The sequence below is a fragment of the Chromobacterium vaccinii genome, from assembly GCF_000971335.1.
GTDB classification, from domain to species: Bacteria; Pseudomonadota; Gammaproteobacteria; order Burkholderiales; family Chromobacteriaceae; genus Chromobacterium; species Chromobacterium vaccinii.
The window spans coordinates 23,119-39,078 of sequence record NZ_JZJL01000045.1 but is presented as its reverse complement, the minus strand read 5'-3'; the positions used below and the strand labels follow the sequence as shown (position 1 = coordinate 39,078).

At 65.8% G+C, this 15,960-nt stretch carries 15 protein-coding genes and 1 riboswitch; of the genes, 12 read left to right on the top strand and 3 right to left on the bottom strand.

Translation table 11 applies throughout. From position 1 onward, the window contains the following. The 11 genes from pilV to VL52_RS18510 all read left to right on the top strand — a co-directional run. The coding region (gene pilV, locus VL52_RS18560; protein WP_235429332.1) for a type IV pilus modification protein PilV at positions 1 to 611 on the top strand (611 nt) is incomplete at its 5' end. Continuing rightward, entirely contained in the window at positions 608 to 1,672 is a 1,065-nt protein-coding gene (locus tag VL52_RS18555) for a PilW family protein (protein WP_160298964.1), read from the top strand. The genes pilV and VL52_RS18555, both read left to right, overlap by 4 nt. Further along, the gene (locus VL52_RS18550; protein WP_046158424.1) at positions 1,669 to 2,220 is read left to right on the top strand and encodes a pilus assembly PilX family protein; all 552 of its coding nucleotides are present in this window, start codon (positions 1,669 to 1,671) and stop codon (positions 2,218 to 2,220) included. The genes VL52_RS18555 and VL52_RS18550 overlap by 4 nt, the downstream gene beginning before the upstream one ends. Before the next feature lie 7 nt (positions 2,221 to 2,227). Beyond that, positions 2,228 to 5,887: a pilus assembly protein gene (locus VL52_RS18545; protein WP_160298963.1), complete on the top strand. Its 3,660-nt coding sequence runs from the start codon at positions 2,228 to 2,230 to the stop codon at positions 5,885 to 5,887. Positions 5,888 to 5,913: 26 nt separating this feature from the next. Then, positions 5,914 to 6,321, top strand: a complete 408-nt coding sequence (locus VL52_RS18540) for a type IV pilin protein (RefSeq protein ID WP_052717724.1) — start codon at positions 5,914 to 5,916, stop codon at positions 6,319 to 6,321. Between the two features lie 10 nt (positions 6,322 to 6,331). After that, entirely contained in the window at positions 6,332 to 6,889 is a 558-nt protein-coding gene (locus tag VL52_RS18535; RefSeq protein WP_082113828.1) for a GspH/FimT family pseudopilin, read from the top strand. 118 nt (positions 6,890 to 7,007) lie between these two features. Continuing rightward, complete coding sequence (gene rfaE2 / locus VL52_RS18530) at positions 7,008 to 7,508, top strand: D-glycero-beta-D-manno-heptose 1-phosphate adenylyltransferase (protein WP_046158421.1); 501 nt, start codon at positions 7,008 to 7,010, stop codon at positions 7,506 to 7,508. Then, positions 7,505 to 8,470: a biotin--[acetyl-CoA-carboxylase] ligase gene (locus tag VL52_RS18525; RefSeq protein WP_046158420.1), complete on the top strand. Its 966-nt coding sequence runs from the start codon at positions 7,505 to 7,507 to the stop codon at positions 8,468 to 8,470. Before rfaE2 ends, VL52_RS18525 begins: the two co-directional genes overlap by 4 nt. Continuing rightward, complete coding sequence (locus VL52_RS18520) at positions 8,467 to 9,180, top strand: type III pantothenate kinase (RefSeq protein WP_046158419.1); 714 nt, start codon at positions 8,467 to 8,469, stop codon at positions 9,178 to 9,180. Before VL52_RS18525 ends, VL52_RS18520 begins: the two co-directional genes overlap by 4 nt. Further along, positions 9,180 to 10,016 carry an SPOR domain-containing protein gene (locus VL52_RS18515; RefSeq protein ID WP_046158418.1) on the top strand — a complete coding sequence of 279 codons (837 nt, stop codon included), beginning with the start codon at positions 9,180 to 9,182 and terminating at the stop codon, positions 10,014 to 10,016. The genes VL52_RS18520 and VL52_RS18515 overlap by 1 nt, the downstream gene beginning before the upstream one ends. A gap of 108 nt (positions 10,017 to 10,124) precedes the next feature. Next, complete coding sequence (locus VL52_RS18510) at positions 10,125 to 10,943, top strand: YoaK family protein (protein ID WP_186009419.1); 819 nt, start codon at positions 10,125 to 10,127, stop codon at positions 10,941 to 10,943. A gap of 334 nt (positions 10,944 to 11,277) precedes the next feature. On the opposite strand, the gene cobS is transcribed toward VL52_RS18510, so the two are convergent. The 3 genes from cobS to cobT are packed head-to-tail and all read right to left on the bottom strand — an operon-like array spanning position 11,278 to position 13,630. Then, positions 11,278 to 12,009, bottom strand: coding sequence for an adenosylcobinamide-GDP ribazoletransferase (cobS, locus tag VL52_RS18505; RefSeq protein ID WP_046158417.1), 732 nt, complete (start codon positions 12,007 to 12,009; stop codon positions 11,278 to 11,280). Continuing rightward, positions 11,997 to 12,599 carry a histidine phosphatase family protein gene (locus VL52_RS18500; RefSeq protein WP_046158416.1) on the bottom strand — a complete coding sequence of 201 codons (603 nt, stop codon included), beginning with the start codon at positions 12,597 to 12,599 and terminating at the stop codon, positions 11,997 to 11,999. The genes cobS and VL52_RS18500 overlap by 13 nt, the downstream gene beginning before the upstream one ends. Next, positions 12,596 to 13,630 carry a nicotinate-nucleotide--dimethylbenzimidazole phosphoribosyltransferase gene (gene cobT, locus VL52_RS18495; protein ID WP_046158415.1) on the bottom strand — a complete coding sequence of 345 codons (1,035 nt, stop codon included), beginning with the start codon at positions 13,628 to 13,630 and terminating at the stop codon, positions 12,596 to 12,598. The genes VL52_RS18500 and cobT overlap by 4 nt, the downstream gene beginning before the upstream one ends. A gap of 121 nt (positions 13,631 to 13,751) precedes the next feature. Further along, positions 13,752 to 13,959: riboswitch (cobalamin riboswitch) on the top strand. A 127-nt stretch (positions 13,960 to 14,086) separates the two neighbouring features. Here cobT and VL52_RS18490 point away from each other — a divergent pair. Further along, positions 14,087 to 15,952 carry a TonB-dependent receptor domain-containing protein gene (locus VL52_RS18490; RefSeq protein ID WP_052729398.1) on the top strand — a complete coding sequence of 622 codons (1,866 nt, stop codon included), beginning with the start codon at positions 14,087 to 14,089 and terminating at the stop codon, positions 15,950 to 15,952. Positions 15,953 to 15,960: the final 8 nt, after the last annotated feature.

Below are 15,960 nucleotides of genomic sequence, written 5' to 3'. Positions count from 1 at the left end.
GCTGGGCTGATTGCCAGCCGATGCGTTTGATCGCCGTCCATCGTCGCTATCCGTCCTTTTGTCGGCGGTTGCTGCCATTTGTCATTGGCCGGGGCTATTCTGGCCATGACGGCCGGGCAATGGGGATGGACATGCGCAATGGACTGAGGCGGCCGGCGGCGGGGTTCACCATGCTGGAGGTGCTGATTGCGCTGCTGGTGCTGGCGATGGGCGTGCTGGCGGCCATCGCCGTGATACTGAATGCGGAACGCGCCAGCGGCTCGGCTTATCTGCGGCAGATGGCCACCCAATACGCTTACGATATGGTTGACCGGATGCGTGCGAATTCAGCTCAGGTCGGCGTGGGCAACTACGATGTGGCGTCCGGTACCGCGGCTTCCTCTCTGCAAAGCAATTGCGTCACTTCCGCGTGCAGCGCGGCGACGATGGCCACTTATGACAAGTATCAGTGGCTGAGCGATGTGCAGAACAATCTGCCCGGCGGCACCGGCAGCGTTTATCAGCCGACAAATGGCGGCAGCACCGAGCGCGTGGTGCAGATCTGGTGGACCGATGGCAATGCGGTCAGCGGCGGCAGCCTGCAGACCGTGACGGTGAGGACCATCATGTGAAAGCTTGGCGAGCGCAGTCTGGATTCTCCCTGATTGAATTGATGGTGGCGATCACCATCGGTTTGCTGCTGCTGACTGCATTGGTCGGCATCATGGTGGGCGGGCGCAAGGATTATTCCACCAATGCCGGCCAGGGCATGTTGCAGAACGCCGGCGCGACCTTGTCCAGCGTGATTTCGCAGACGGCGCGTTCTGCCGGCTTTTTTGGCTGCTCTGGGGCCACCACTTCCAACGCGCTGGTGGCGGCAAATGGCTTGCTGAGCAACTTCAACTCGCCGGTCATCGGTTATGACGCGACGCTGGCCTCGTCGACGCTGACGCTGAGCGCGCTAAACGGCAACAACGACAGCACATTGACCGATTGGTCGCCGACGCTGGATAGCAGCCTGCAAGGAAAAGTGGCGCAGGGCAGCGATGTGCTGGTTTTCGCCGGGCAAACCAATGGCACGACGCCGGTGTGGGTCAATACCTACGCATCGGCCGGCAGCACGGCCCTGGTTACGCTGGCGGCCTCCGGGGTGGTGGCGAACAACCTGTTGGCGGTATCCAATTGCGGGCACTCGTCGATTCTGCAAGTCAATAGCGTCGGCAGCGCCAGCAGCGGCAGCGCGATCAATCTGAAGCAGGCTTTGGATACGGATTTTCCGGTGGGCTCGGTGGCGGTGCCTTTGTCGCAAACCGCCTATTTCGTCGCGCAGGCGACAGGCGCGCAGAGCGCCTTGTATCAGGCGGTATATGACGGAACCGCCTCCAGCTGGCAGCTGACGCCGGTAGTGCCCGGCGTGGATGCCTTGCAGGTGTGGTACGGCGTTGGAAGCACGCCGGGCGTGACCACGCAGTATCTGCCCGCAGCCCAGGTCAGCAATTGGGCGCAGGTCAACAGCCTGAGGATAGCCGCCTTATTGGAGGGCCCGTTGGGTTCGGCGCCGGCGGGCGCGCGCTCGGGTTGCGCGAATCAGACCAGTTGGGCGGTGTTGGGCAGCACCGTGGTGGTGCCTTGCGATACCCGATTGCGCCACGTGTACACGATGACCGTGTCCCTGAGGAATGCCGGGCTATGACGATCTTGCGAACCTATCCCGCGGGGCAGAAGGGCGTGGTGCTGATCGTCGCGCTGATTTTCATGCTGGTGATCATGATTCTGGGCCTGGCGGGCAGCAGCCAGTCGTTGGGCCAACTGCACATGGCCAGCAACAATGCCTTGTATCAGAATAATCTGCAGCTGGCGGAAGGCACGTTGCGTCAAGCCTACGCTTCGATGCTGCAGGGCAATTTCGCCAGCCAGAGCTTCACCGTTTCCGGCAGCAACGGTTATTACCAGTTCAATGCCAGCGCGACGCCGATCTGGCAGCAGAATCTGTATACCGCGTCGTTCTGGAGCGACAACACCAAGACGATAAGCGGCTACGCCGGCACGCCGGTGGTTTCCGGCATCGTCAGCAGCTACGTGGTGGAGAGCATGCCAGCCTCGTGCCGCGCCGGCGTCAGCTGCGGCAATCGCGGCATTTATGGCCTGCAGGCAGGCAGCAACAACTACCGGGTCACCGCCCGAGTGGCGACCAGCAGCGGCGCCAGTCCTGTGGTGGTGCAGGCGATCTTCACGCAGTGAGGCGGATATGGCGAACCGGACAACCTTGACGCGTATCGCCGGCAGCATCGCGCTGCTGGTCGGGTTGACGCTGGCGGCCTTATGGGTGCGGGGCGCCTCCACCGCGACGCTGGCGATCTCCCAGGTGCCGCTGACCATCAGCACGCCGGCGCGGCCGCAGGTGGTGATCGCGGTGACCAATTCGGAATCGATGGACGGCAGCACCATCACCTATTGCAATGGCACCGGCAATAGCAGCGCCAACTGCAGCAACGGTTTTTCCACTACTTATACCGGCCGCGGCGGGGCCTTGCTGACTGGCGCCGGCGCGGTCAGTGGGCTGACCAGCTCCGCCTCGCCCATCAATTACCCGGTGCCGGCCAACTTCACGCCGCCTATTTCCGGCGGCGCGGCCGGCAGCATGCAGCCCTACACCTCGACCTTGTCGGGCGGGCAACTGGCCGACAACAGCCCGTCGCGGCTCAACGTGGCCAAGGCCGGCATCCTGTCGATACTGAACACCTACCTCGCCACCACCGATTTTTCCTTATTGTCCTACCAGACCAGCCGCACTTCGCTATACACGACCTGGGTTTACTACATGTCGCCGCCGGGCGGCTTCTCCTTCACCAACACGGCGACCGCCACCAGCGCCACCGACACCGTTCTCAATCCTTGCTACGGCTACCTGTCGCTTGGCACGTCGCTTTCGACGGTGAAGAGCAACTGCGGGTCAGTTGCCTTGAGCCTGGGGCTCAGTGGCGTGACCGTGAGCGGCGCCCAATACATGACGGTGGCGGCCACCAGCGATGACGCCAACATCAACGACGTGTTGTACACCACGGGATTGAACCCGGTGTTCATGACTTACGGCACGGTCAGTCCCAGCAATCCCTACAGTTACTACTCGCTGAACAGCTACAAGAACGGTTCGGTATCGGTTGGCTACAGCCTGATGGCGCCGGGCGGATTCTCTTCCTGGAGCACGTCGCCCACCAATGCCGGCTACGTACCCTTCACGCCTCAGGTGATGTACGTGCAGCGGGGCTGGGGCTATGGCGGCTCGCAGTCGTACAGCGGCGCCACCACCAATGTGGCGATGACCAATCTGGGCAGCCCGTCATCCAGCCAGATCACCAGCGCCTACAATACCTTTTCGCCGTTTCTGCAGCCGGAGACCAACTCCACCGGCACGACGGAGATCAAGTCGGCGGCGGGGCAGTCGCCTATTTACGCACTGTTGAAGACGGCGCAGACCAGTTTCACCACCACGTCGTCCAGCAGCGGCTGCACGCCGCAGAAGTATGTGGTGTTGATCACCGATGGTTTGCCCACCCAGGACAAGAGCGGCTATTTCTGGCCTCCGGTCGGCAGCGCCGCGGCCGCCGGCTACGGCGTGACCGCCAGCTTCAACGCCGACGGCTCGCTGAATGCCAGCGGAACCAACAGCCAGGCGTTGCTCGACGCCATCAGCCAGATCCAGACCCTTGCGACCGCAGGCATCAAAACCTATGTGATAGGCCTGGGCGCGGGGGTGGCGCCGGCCACCAATCCGGTGGCGGCGCAGACGCTGACCGCGATGGCGGTGGCCGGCAACACCGGCTCCTACTACCCCGCGGTCAGCCCGACCGCCTTCAGCAACGCGTTGAGCGCGATTCTGGTGCAAATCCAGAAGGGCAGCTACGACCAGGCTTCGGTGGCGTTGAACAGCACCACGCTCAGCACCAACACCCAGGCTTTCCTGGCCAGCTTCAACCCCAGCGACACCCCGTACAGCGACTGGACCGGCGACCTGTCCGCCTACACGCTAGGCAGCAGCAGCGGCTTGAACGTCAGCACTTCGGCCAGCTGGAGCGCGCAAACCCAGGTGGACACGCTCGCCAGCGGCAGCGGCTGGCAGAACACAAGGCTGATCGCCGCCTGGGACGGAGTGAACAACAAGGGCGTGCCGTTCCGCTGGCCGGCGACCGGCGTGACCGGCATCAACAGCACGCAGCAGTCGCAATTGCAGCCTTCGGACACCAAGGGCAGCCTCCGCGTCAACTATCTGCGCGGCGATGTCTCCCAGGAGGCGCGCAATGGCGGCGGCTTCCGCAACCGCAGCCACCTGCTGGGCGACATCATAGACAGCGGGCCGGCCTATGTGGCCAAGCCGAATGGCCCCTATATCGATACCAGCTACCAGACCTTCATCAGCAACAATGCCAGCCGCACGCCGATGCTCTACGTCGGCGCCAACGACGGGATGGTGCACGCCTTCAACGCCAATACCGGCATCGAGGCCTTCGCCTTCGTGCCCAACGGCGTGTTCGCCAATCTGTACCAGCTGACCAGCGCCTCGTACAACAGCAACCACCTCTATTTCGTCGATGGTTCGCCCCAGGCGGGGGACGTGATGTTCTCCGACAGCAGCTGGCATTCGGTGCTGGTGGGCGGGCTGGGCGGCGGGGGCAAGACCATTTACGCGCTCGACGTCACCTCGCCTTCCACATTGACCACGGAAACGGCGCTGGCAAACGCCGCGCTGTGGGAGTTCAGCGACAGCGGCATGGGCTATTCCTACGGCCGGCCGACCATCGCCCGGCTGAACGGCGCGACCAACGCCTTCGCGGTGCTGTTCGGCAACGGCTACGCCAGCAGCGGCAATCACGCGATCTTCTACGCGGTCAACCCGCAGACCGGCGCCACGCTGGCCAAGATAGACCTGTGCGCTTCCGTGCCGGCTGCCTGCAACAGCAGCGCGCCGCAGGGCTTGTCCGAAGTGGTGGCGGTCAATAGCAGCGGCAACGCCGGCGCGGCGGTGGATACCGTCTATGCTGGAGATCTGCAGGGCAATCTGTGGGCGATCAACGTGTCCAGCTCGAATCCGGCCAACTGGTCGGCGCGGCTGTTGTTCACCGCTGCCGACAGCAGCGGCAACCACCAGCCGATCACCGCCGCGCCGGTGGCGACGCTGAATCCCAACTTCCCCAAGCAGAAGGGCATGATGGTGTACTTCGGCACCGGCCAGTTGCTGGCCCAGGCCGATCTGACCAACACCAATACCCAGGCCTTCTACGCGGTCTACGACAATATGACCATCACCGGCCTGACGCCGTCCAACTTGCTGCAGCAGACCGAGACCGCGATCGCCACATCCGTGTCAGGCTTCCCCAGCACCACGGTCTCGTCCACGCAATACAACTGGCAGAGCCCCAATCCGCCGCTCAGCTGCGTGGTGGGCAGGACCTGCCCGACGCTGTACGGCTGGTACTACACGCTGGGCTTCGCCGGCAGCGGCGCCCGAGTGCTGACCAATCCGCAGCTTTTCGCCGGCAACGTGGTGTACACCACGTTCACGCCGTCGTCCTCGCCCTGCACCGCGGGCGGCAGTTCGTTCCTGATGGCGTCCAGCTACGCGACGGGCGGCCCTCCGGCCCAGCCTTTCCTGGACGCCAACGGCGATGGGGTGGTCAACGGCAACGATGTTTACAGCCAGCAGCCGCTGTCGGGCGTGCAACTGGGCAGTTTCTTCGCCTCGTCGCCGGCTTTCGTGGTTTCCAACCAGGGCGGCTACTCCGCCAGCATCCTGGTGGGCGGCGGCAACGGCAACAGCCGCAACAACTGCGCCAACGGCAAGCTCAACTGCACCAGCAGCAGCCCGTCGCAGCAATACTATTCCTGGAGCGGATGGTGGCAAATCCTTTAAACAAGCCCCTGGAGCGGAGAGGGCGCATGCGCGGCCTCACGCTGGTCGAACTGATGATCACCCTGGCGATCGTCGCCATCCTGGGAACCATCGCCTATCCGATGTATACCGGCTATGCGCAGCGATCGCGGCGCAGCGACGCCTGGCAGGCGTTGAATACGGCGCAGGCGCAAATGGAGCAGTGCTATTCGCAATATTTCGCCTACAACAACGCTGCCTGCGCGGTGACCACGGCGTCTCCCAGCGGTTATTACCAAGTGCAGATCGCCTCGTCCACCAGCGCCAGCGCCTACACGCTGACGGCTACGCCGACCAGTCCGGGCCTGCAGACTGCCGATACCAGCTGCAGCAGCTTCAGCGTCGGCAACGGCGGCATCCGCAGCGCGTTGAACTCGCAAGGCGCGGATTCCTCCAGCGCCTGCTGGCCGCATTGAGGCGCTGGGGATGAGGCCGCGGGCGGGGAAGGGGTTCACGCTGGTGGAAATGATGGTGACCATCGCGGTGGCGGTGCTCATGGTGACCGTGGCCCTGCCGGCCTGGCAGGTGTTCGTTCAGAACGAGAGGCTGAGCAGCACGCGCGACCAGCTGATCAGCGCGATGAACCAGGCGCGGGCATTGTCGATCAGCAACGACGACGTGGTGACCATCTGTCCCTACAACGCCGGCTCCGCCTCCAGCTGCGGCGCCAGCTGGAGCGCCGGTTGGGCGATTTTCGAATTGCCGCAGGGCAGCGCAAGCTCCACCAGAGTGCAGGCCCAACCGCTGACCGCCGGCTCCTCGCCCACCATCAACGCCGCCACTTCCGCGGGCGCGGCCATCGCCAGCATCAGCTTCAATCCCCGCCCGCCCTATGTCGCGGCGGCCCAGACCGGCGATTTCCGCCTTTGCGACAGCCGGGGCGTCAGCTATGCGCTGTCGTTCAATCTGCAGGCCACCGGCTACATCCAGCAGGCGAGCAAGGCCGGCGTCACGTTGGCGGGCGTCGCGCTCACCTGCCCCTGAGGCGGCCGGAGTTGGGCAGCCGTCGGCGACGGTGGTATGCTTCGCGATCCGTTCCGTTTCATGGCGCCGCGGCGGTCTCGGCATGATGTGCCGCGTCGGCGTCCGCTCAAGGAAAAGCATGGTTTACCCGTCGCCGTCGTTTGAAGACAAAATCTGCCCGCCGGAACAGCTGGCCGAGCGTCTGGCCGCGCTGCCGCGGCCGCTGGTGTTCACCAACGGCTGCTTCGACATCCTGCATCGCGGCCACGTCACCTACTTGGCGCAGGCGCGCGCGCTGGGCGCCAGCCTGGTGCTGGGCTTGAATACCGACGCTTCGGTGAAGCGGCAGGGCAAGGGCGACGATCGTCCGATCAACAATGAACTGAATCGCGCGGCGGTGCTGGCGGCGCTGGAGAGCGTCAGCCTGGTCACCTGGTTCGACGCCGACACTCCGGCCGAGCTGATCGAGCTGATCAAGCCCGACGTGCTGGTCAAGGGCGGCGACTGGACCGTGGACAAGATCGTCGGCAGCGGCGAAACGCTGGCGCGCGGCGGCCAGGTGCACTCCATTCCTTTTCTGTTCGACACCTCCACCACCAAGACGCTGCTGAAGATCCGCGCGAACGAGGGCAAGGCGTGAGCGAGCACGCGTTCGCGGTGCTGCGCCGCCTGTCCGACGGCCGCTTCCACTCCGGCGAGGACATCGCCCAGGCGCTGGGCTGCTCGCGCACGCTGGTGTGGCAGGCGGTGCATGCGATCGAGTCCGAGCTGGGCCTGGACGTATTCAGCGTGCGCGGCCAGGGTTACCGGCTGGCTCGTCCTTTCGACTGGCTGGACGTGGCCGCGGTCCGCGCGGGACTGCCGCCGGCCGCGGCCGAGACTTTCACGCTGGCGGTGGCCGAGCGCACCGATTCCACCAATAGCCAGTTGATGGCGCGCGCCGGCAACGGCGGCTTGCACGGCCTGGTGCTGGCCTGCGAGCAGCAGACCGCCGGCCGCGGCCGGCTGGGGCGGCGCTGGCAGGCCAGGCTGGGTTCGGGCCTGACCTTCTCGCTGCTGTGGCGTTTCGAGCGCGGCCTGGCCGAGCTGGCCGGCCTGTCGCTGGCGGTGGGCGTCGCGCTGGCGCGCGCGTTGCGGACGCTGGGCGCGCCGGTGGAGCTGAAGTGGCCGAACGATGTGCTGCTGGATGGACGCAAGCTGGCCGGCATCCTGATCGAGGTGTCCGGCGACGCGCTGGGCCCGGCGGCCGCGGTGATCGGCATTGGCTTGAACGTCGCCGATCCGGGCGAGGTCGACCAGCCGGTGGCCGCGCTGGAGCAGGCAGGCGTGGAGCCGGATCGCAACCGGGTGCTGGCCGCCTTGCTGGGGGAGCTGGAGCGGGTGCTGGCCGATTTCGACCGCGATGGCTTCGCGCCATTGCGCGACGAATGGTGGAGCCTGTGCGCCCATCGGCAGGCGCAGGTGCGGCTGAGCTTCTCGCATGGCGAGCCGATCGACGGCGTTGCCTGCGGCGTGGCCGACAACGGCGCGCTGCTGACGGAGACGGCGCAGGGAGTCAGAGCCTTCCATATCGGCGAAGTCAGCCTCAGGGGGCGTCAATGAAACTATTGATAGATGCCGGCAACAGCCGGGTGAAATGGGCTTTGTACCAAGGCGTGGACTGCGTGCGCCAGGGCGCGGCCGAGCACGGCGAACTGGCCGGCCTGGCCGATGCTTGGCGCGGCCTGCCGCTCGAGGGCGCCTGGCTGTCGTCGGTGGCGCGCCGGGAAGTGATCGACGCGCTGGCCGCCGCCGTGCCTTGCCCATTGCACCGCGTGCATGCGGAGCGCCGTTTCGGCGACGTGTGTAACCATTATCGCAACACCGCCGAGCAGGGCGCCGACCGCTGGCTGGCGGTGCTGGCCGCGCGCGAGCTGTGCCGCGGCGACGTCATCGTCGCCTGCGCCGGCACCGCGCTGACGGTGGAGGCGCTGACCGCCGAGGGCGATTATCTGGGCGGCCTGATCCTGCCCGGCCACGGCCTGATGCTGCACAGCCTGGCCCAGGGCACGGCCAATCTGAACCGCGCCGCCGGCGAGATCGCCGATTTTCCGCAGGGGACGCAGGACGCGCTGGCCAGCGGAGCGATGGCGGCCTTGACCGGCGCCATCGAGGAGCAGCGGCGCAAGCTGGCGGAATGCACCGGCCGCGAGCCGGCTACGGTGATCCTTACCGGCGGCGACGCCGCGCGCATCGCGCCCTGGCTCGCGGCGCCGTTGCAGATCGTGGATAATCTGGTGCTGATGGGTTTACTCAAGGTGGCGAATACGTGATGAAGTGGCTAGTGGCGCTGGTGGTGGTGCTGAATCTGGTGGTGGCGATGTACGGCTCGCTGAAGCAGCGGCCGCCGCTGGATGTGCACGCCCAGGAAGTCAGTCCCGGGCAGGTGAGGCTGTTGCCCGCCAACTGGAAGCCGGACGCTTCCGCGCCCAAGGCGCAGGCCAGCGCGCCGGCAGCCTCGGCACCCGCGGCGCAGCCGCTGCACGAGACCAAGCCCGCGGCCAGCGCGGCCAAGTCCCAGGTCAAGCCGGCAGCCAAGCCGGAAGCGTCCAAGCCCGCGGCCAAGGCGGCCGACAAGCCGCAAGACAAGGCTGGGCAGGAAAAGGCGGCCCAAGACAGGAAAACCCAGGACAAGCAACCCGAGGCCTTGGCCTGCTATCGCTGGAGCGGCCTCAACGACAGCCTGCTGGCGAGGGTGAAGGGCGGCGTGCCGCAACTGAAGCTGAAATCCGGCCAGATGCAGGAAGACAGCAAGGAAGAGAGCAAGGGGTCCGGCCGTTTCTGGGTGTATTACCCGCCGCTGGCCACCCAGTCCGAAACCAAGACCCTGTCGGCCGAGATGAGGGACAAGGGTTTCGACAACTACATCGTCAGCAACGATGAATTCAAGGGCAATCTGTCGCTGGGCCTGTTCGGCAAGGAGGATGCGGCCAAGACGCTGGTGGCGCGGCTGAAGGCGGCCGGCTACGATAAGGCGGTGGTCAAGTCCAAGGATCAGCCGGCCAAGATCACCGCGCTGACCTTCAAGGACCTGGACGCGGCGCAGGCCGAGCGCCTGAAGGCATTGCAGAAGCGGCTGACGCCCGGCATCGCGCTGAAGGGCTGCTGAGCGGAGGCCGTGGCCAAAGCTTGATCCAGCGGCTTGCCAAGCGGACATGCTGCGGCGCAATATCGACAACGGCGGCGACAGGCCGCCGTTTTGCTTGCCAGGCTTTCCATGACTCGACACATCCACATTACCCGGCTGCTGGACCGCGGCCGCTTCAACGACAGGATATTGCGCCAGCTCGGCTGGGCGATGGCCTTCATCGCCGGCGCGATCAACGCCGGCGGCTTCCTGGCGGTGCACCGCTACACTTCGCACGTGTCCGGCATCGTGTCAGGCATGGCCGATGCCTGGGCCACCGGCGAGATCGGAGTGGGATTGTCGCTGCTGGTGATGTTGTGCAGCTTCATCGGCGGCGCGATGCACAGCACCTGGCTGATCCTGTGGGCGCGGAGGCAGCGGCTGCGCGGCGGCTACGGCGTGTCGATGATGGAAGAGGCGTTGCTGTTGCTGGTGTTCGGCCTCTTGGGGGCCGGGTTGTCGCTGCACAAGGGCCTGTTCACCCCGCCGACGGTGATGCTGCTGTGCTTCATCATGGGCATGCACAACACCATCGTCACCAAGCTGTCCGGCGGCCTGTTGCGCAGCACCCACATGACCGGCATCGCCACCGATATCGGCATCGAGCTGGCCAAAATGAGCTATTACAACCACGAACGCAATCCGCGGGTGGCTGCGGTGCGCTCCAACCACAAGAAATTCCGCGTCTACGCGCTGATCCTGTTGGCCTTCTTCCTGGGCGGCGTGGTGGGCGCGCTGGGCTTCAAGCACCTGGGTTTCAGCTTCACGCTGCCGCTAGCCTTGTTCCTGTTCCTGCTGGGCCTCAGGCCCGCCTGGTACGACGTCAGGCTGCGCTGGCGCTGGTGGCGCGGCCGTTGGGCGTCGCGGCGCGCGCGGGCCGCCGCGCAAGGCGGACGTTCCGCGTCCTGAGGCGGCGGCCAGCGTTACGATCAGAGCGAGATCACCGCGCTTGCCGCCGCCCACATCGCCTGCGACATGTTGTGCCTGATGCGCAACAAGAAGGTGGCGGGCATGTTGTAAGCGGTTGGCCGTTTTAAGAAAATGCCGTCGCGCTGGGGGCCCTGCGGGCGGCATTTTTTGTTGGGGTGAAAAAAGATGGGTGAGAGCGCAGGGCCGGTCGGTGACCGCTAAGATCCTTTTGGCCTGTCTGGCGGGCAGCCCCGCCGTGTAAATTATGTCCGCGCAGCGGACTCAGATTAGGTTTGCCTGTCGATTCTGATGCCGCTCAGATTGCGGATGGGCATCAAACCCACGCCGGCACCCGCCACAGCAGCAAGCCCAGCATCGCGATTTCGCAAAGCTCCACGCCCGCGCCCAGGCAGTCGCCGGTCATGCCCCCCAGGCGGCGCTTCAGGAAGGCCCACCAGGCCAGGCCTGCCAGCGGGGCCAGCAGCAGCGCCGGGGCCAGCCAGGCCGACAGCGCCAGCAGCGCGGCCAGATTCAGGCCCATGCCGGCCCAGTCGCGTTGCCAGGCGAAGCGCTCGCCGCTGCCCGGCGCGATGGCCGGCAGCGTGGCCGACCAGACGACGGCGAAGCCGCGCGCCCAGGCCGGGACCAGCAGCAGGCCCCAGGCCGGGCCGCCGTGGCGGGCGGCCAGCATCAGCAGCACCAGCTTGGCGGCGACGGCCAGGATCAGCGAGAGCACGCCGAAGCTGCCTAGATGCGGGTCTTTCAGCACTTCGAAGAAACGCTCGCGCGAGCGGTGGGCCGCGCCCAGCGCGTCGGAAAGATCGGCCAGCCCGTCCAGATGCAGGCCGCCGGTCACCATCACCCAGGCCAGCAGCGCCAGCAGCGCCGCCAGCCAGGGGTCGACCAGGCCGCCCAGCCGTAGGGCGGCCAGCAGCAGCGCGCCGACGATGACGCCGACGGCGGGAAACCAGCGCGCGCTGGCCGCCAGCCATTCGGGTTTGAAATCGGCCAGCTGCGGGGTGGGCAGCCGGGTCAGGAACTGCACCGCCAGGATCAGTCCGCGCATGCGGACTCCAGGCGCAGCAGATAGGCCGGGTGGCCCTCCAGCATCGACAGCTGGACGAAGCCGCCGCGTTGCACCGTCATCAGCTTGGCCACCGCGAACTCGGTGCCCAGCAGCTCAGCCATCAGCACCGTGATCACGCCGCCGTGCGTCACCAGCAGCCGGTGGCTGCCGCGGGCTTCGGTCATCCAGTCGGCCAGGCCGGCCAGTACCCGGGTGCGGAACTGCTCGAAGGTTTCGCCGCCGGGCGGACTGAGCCGGCCGGCGGCCAGCGCGTCGCCCCAGCCGGGGTGGGCCTGTTCCAGATCGGCCACCGGGTGGCCATCCCAGCCGCCGAAATCCATCTCGGCGAAGCGCGGGTCCACCTTCAGCGTCAGCGAGCCGGACAGCGCCTGCCTGACCGAGAACTCGCGGCAGCGCTGCAGCGGCGAGGTGGCGATGCTGGTGACCGGCGCCAGGTTGCTGATGCGTTTCCAGCTATGTTCCAGCTGCTGGTGCCCAAGCTCGGTCAGCGGCAGGTCGGTCAGGCCGATCAGCCGGCCGTCGTGGTCGATGTCGCCGTGGCGCAGCAGGGTCAGCGTGTAGGGATTCATGCCGACTTGCCGCTGATGCCGGCTTCTGCGAAGGTGGCCATGCCGTTGTGCAGCTTCACCGCCAGTTGCAGCAGCGGCACGCACACGGCGGCGCCGGAGCCTTCGCCCAGGCGCATGCCCAGGTCCACCAGGGGGGGCAGCTGCAAGGCTTTCAGCGCCAGATCATGGCCGGATTCCGCCGAGCGATGGCTGGCCAGCAGCCAGTCGTGCAGCGAGGGCTCCATCGTTTTGGCGCACAGCGCGGCGGCGCTGGCGATGAAGCCGTCCACCAGCGACGGCACGCCCAGCCGCGCGCCCTCCAGGTAAAAGCCGGCGATCGCGGCGATTTCCAGGCCGCCCAGCTCGGACAGCGTGTCCAGGCCGCTGAGGTTTTCCCAGGCCACCCGGGCCAGCGCGGTCTTCACCGCGCGATGCTTGTTGGCCAGGCCGGCGTCGTCGACGCCGGTGCCGCGGCCGACCACCAGCTCAGGCGCCGCGCCGGTCAGCCGGCAGATCAGCGCCGCCGACGCGGTGGTGTTGCCTATGCCCATGTCGCCGGCGATCAGCAGGTTGGCGCCGGCCTCCACCGCGCGGCGCGCGGCGGCGCGGCCGGTCTCCAGCGCGGCAGCTGTTTCATCGGCGCTCATGGCGGCCTGCTTGGCCAGATTCTGGCTGCCGGGCCTCACTTTGGCGTGGACGATGGGCAGCGCGGAGACATCGCCGGCCACGCCCACGTCCACCACTTCCAGCCGCGCGTCCAGCGCGCGCGCCAGCACGCAGATGGCGGCGCCGCCGTTGGCGAAGTTGCGCACCATCTCGGTGGTGACCGCGGACGGGAAGGCGGATACGCCTTCCACCGTGACGCCGTGGTCGGCGGCGAACACAGTGATGGCTGGCCGCAGATCTTCCGGCTGGGCGCGGCCCTGCCAGGCGGCGAAGCGGCAGGCCAGTTCCTCCAGTTGTCCCAGGCTGCCGGGCGGCTTGGTCAGGATGGCCTGACGGGCGCGGGCGGCGTTGCGGGCGGAAAGATCCAGGGGTTTGCTGCTGTTCATGGTATGGGCCTGCTGCAGGAGCGGACGGGGGTCCGGATGATGAATGGGAACCGGCGCGCGGCGTCGGCTGGACTCTAAGCATATTACTGCTTGGCCGGTGCCGCCAAAAGTCCGGCGGGTTATAATCCGCCGATCAGCAGGTGTCCGGAGGCGCGCGGTCTTGCGCGCCCGGATGAAACGGGAAGCCGGTGAGAAACCGGCGCTGCCCCCGCAACGGTAAGGCCTGGCGCGCATGCGCCCAGGCGGCGCAAGGGCCACTGTCTTCAGGACGGGAAGGCGCGCCGCCGGCAAGGCCCAGCCCGGAGGCCGGCCTGCGCTGCCACTGGCCGGAAGCCGGTGGACCACTGGAGTATCGCGGGGAGGCGATTCGACAGACGTTCCGGTTCTGCCGTGCCGTCCTTTGCTGCTGTTGTCCTCTTCGCACTCAACGTTGACCCTATCGTGGAGTGTGTTTTCATGTTCAAGCTTCAAACCTGCGCCGCGCTGACGGCGCTGGCCTGCTCCGGCCTGGCCCTGGCCGATGGCGTGCCCCAGTTCGTCGGCGATCCGGTGATCGTGACGGCGAGCCGCATCGCGCAACCTCTGTCCAAAACGCTGGCCGACGCCACCGTGATCACCCGAGATGAAATCGAGGAAAGCGGCGCGCAGACGTTGCAACAGGTGTTGTCGCGCCAGGCTGCCGTCACGATTACCAGCAACGGCGGTCCGGGTACCACCGGCAGCATCTTCATGCGCGGCACTAACAACGATCATACGGTTGTATTGGTGGACGGCATGCGCATTTCGTCGGCGACATCGGGCACCACGGCGATCCAGAACATCCCGCTGGAGCAGATCGAGCGCATCGAGGTTCTGCGGGGGCCGGCCTCCAGCCTGTATGGCGCCGACGCCATCGGCGGCGTGATACAGATCTTCACCCGCAAGGGCGAGGGCGAGCCTCGCTTCAACGCCGGCTTCGAGGCTGGCAGCCGCGGCACTGGAAAATTGACGGCGGGCGTGGGCGGCAAAAGTAGCAACACCGCCTACAGCCTGCAGCTGAGCCATGCCCAGTCCGATGGGTTTTCGGCGACCAATCCGAAAAGCGGATCCGGGTATAACCCCGATAACGATGGTTATCGCAATGACGGCTACACCGCCAATGTGACCCAGACGCTGGCACAGGGGCACGATTTGACGCTGCGTTTGTTCCAGACCTTCGCTCGGGCCGATTTCGATCAGAATCCAGTTGGACAGAACTGGATTGATACCCGTCTGACGGGGCAGAGCCTGGAGTCGCGCAATCGCTTGACCGACATCTGGACCAGCACGCTGCGTTTCAGTCACAGCCAGGACAAGCAGGAAACTTTCAATGGCGCGACCGGCGGTGCACGCGATGGTTTCTTCCAGACCACTCAAAACGAGTGGACTTGGCAAAACGATTTGGTGACGAATTGGGGCAAGTTCGTGTTGGGAGCGAGCCACAATGATCAAAAGATGGATAGCAGCGGCGCGTTCACGAAAAACACGCGCACCCAGTACGCGGGATTCGCTACCTACCAGCTTGAGCAAGGCAAGAGCCTGTTCCAGGCCAGCCTGCGTCGCGATCATGACGACCAGTTCGGCGGCAAGACCACCGGCAAGCTGGATTACGGTTATCGATTTGCCGATGGCTGGCTGGCTCGGGCGGGTTATGGCACGGCTTATAAAGCGCCGACGTTTAATGATTTGTACTATCCGCCTACCGATATGCCCGAGTATAACTACCACTACCGGAGCAATCCGAATCTGAAGCCGGAAAGCTCGATCAATAGCGAGCTGGCACTGGTGTATAGCAAGAATGCTAGTCGTTTCAGTTTGACTGCGTTCCATAACCAAGTTAGCGATTTGATCGCTTCGGCTACCACTGCCGATGGCATCGATACCCGGATAAATGTCAGCCGCGCAACCATCCGTGGTGTGACGTTGGAAGGCGCTACGATGGTGGCGGGAGTCGATCTGGGCGCCAATCTTACGCTGCTGGACGCCCGCGATGACGGTACCGGCCACTTGCTGGCGCGCCGTCCGCGTCAGAGCGCCAATTTCACAGCGAGCAAAGAGCTGGGCAGGTGGACGCTGGGCGCGGAACAGCAGATCGTTTCCCGCAGATACGACGATCCGGCGAATACCGAGTCCAAAGCGCTGCACGGCTACGGCGTGACCAACGCCTTCGCCAACTACCGCTTCGCCAAGAGCTGGACCGCGACAGCCCGCGTCGACAATCTGTTCGACCGCGAATACGAAACCGCTTACGGCTACAACACCGGCGGCCTGGGCGCCTTCATCGGCGTGCGTTACAGCCAATAAGGGATAAG

Bases quoted from the DNA above. Each gene is read 5' to 3' on its own strand.
- VL52_RS18535 (WP_082113828.1), top strand. From the start codon at position 6,332: ATGAGGCCGCGGGCGGGGAAGGGGTTCACGCTGGTGGAAATGATGGTG.
- VL52_RS18490 (WP_052729398.1), top strand. From the start codon at position 14,087: ATGTTCAAGCTTCAAACCTGCGCCGCGCTGACGGCGCTGGCCTGCTCC.
- rfaE2 (WP_046158421.1), top strand. From the start codon at position 7,008: ATGGTTTACCCGTCGCCGTCGTTTGAAGACAAAATCTGCCCGCCGGAA.
- VL52_RS18500 (WP_046158416.1), bottom strand. From the start codon at position 12,599: ATGAATCCCTACACGCTGACCCTGCTGCGCCACGGCGACATCGACCAC.
- cobS (WP_046158417.1), bottom strand. From the start codon at position 12,009: ATGCGCGGACTGATCCTGGCGGTGCAGTTCCTGACCCGGCTGCCCACC.
- VL52_RS18515 (WP_046158418.1), top strand. From the start codon at position 9,180: ATGAAGTGGCTAGTGGCGCTGGTGGTGGTGCTGAATCTGGTGGTGGCG.
- VL52_RS18540 (WP_052717724.1), top strand. From the start codon at position 5,914: ATGCGCGGCCTCACGCTGGTCGAACTGATGATCACCCTGGCGATCGTC.
- VL52_RS18520 (WP_046158419.1), top strand. From the start codon at position 8,467: ATGAAACTATTGATAGATGCCGGCAACAGCCGGGTGAAATGGGCTTTG.
- cobT (WP_046158415.1), bottom strand. From the start codon at position 13,630: ATGAACAGCAGCAAACCCCTGGATCTTTCCGCCCGCAACGCCGCCCGC.
- VL52_RS18545 (WP_160298963.1), top strand. From the start codon at position 2,228: ATGGCGAACCGGACAACCTTGACGCGTATCGCCGGCAGCATCGCGCTG.
- VL52_RS18510 (WP_186009419.1), top strand. From the start codon at position 10,125: ATGACTCGACACATCCACATTACCCGGCTGCTGGACCGCGGCCGCTTC.
- VL52_RS18550 (WP_046158424.1), top strand. From the start codon at position 1,669: ATGACGATCTTGCGAACCTATCCCGCGGGGCAGAAGGGCGTGGTGCTG.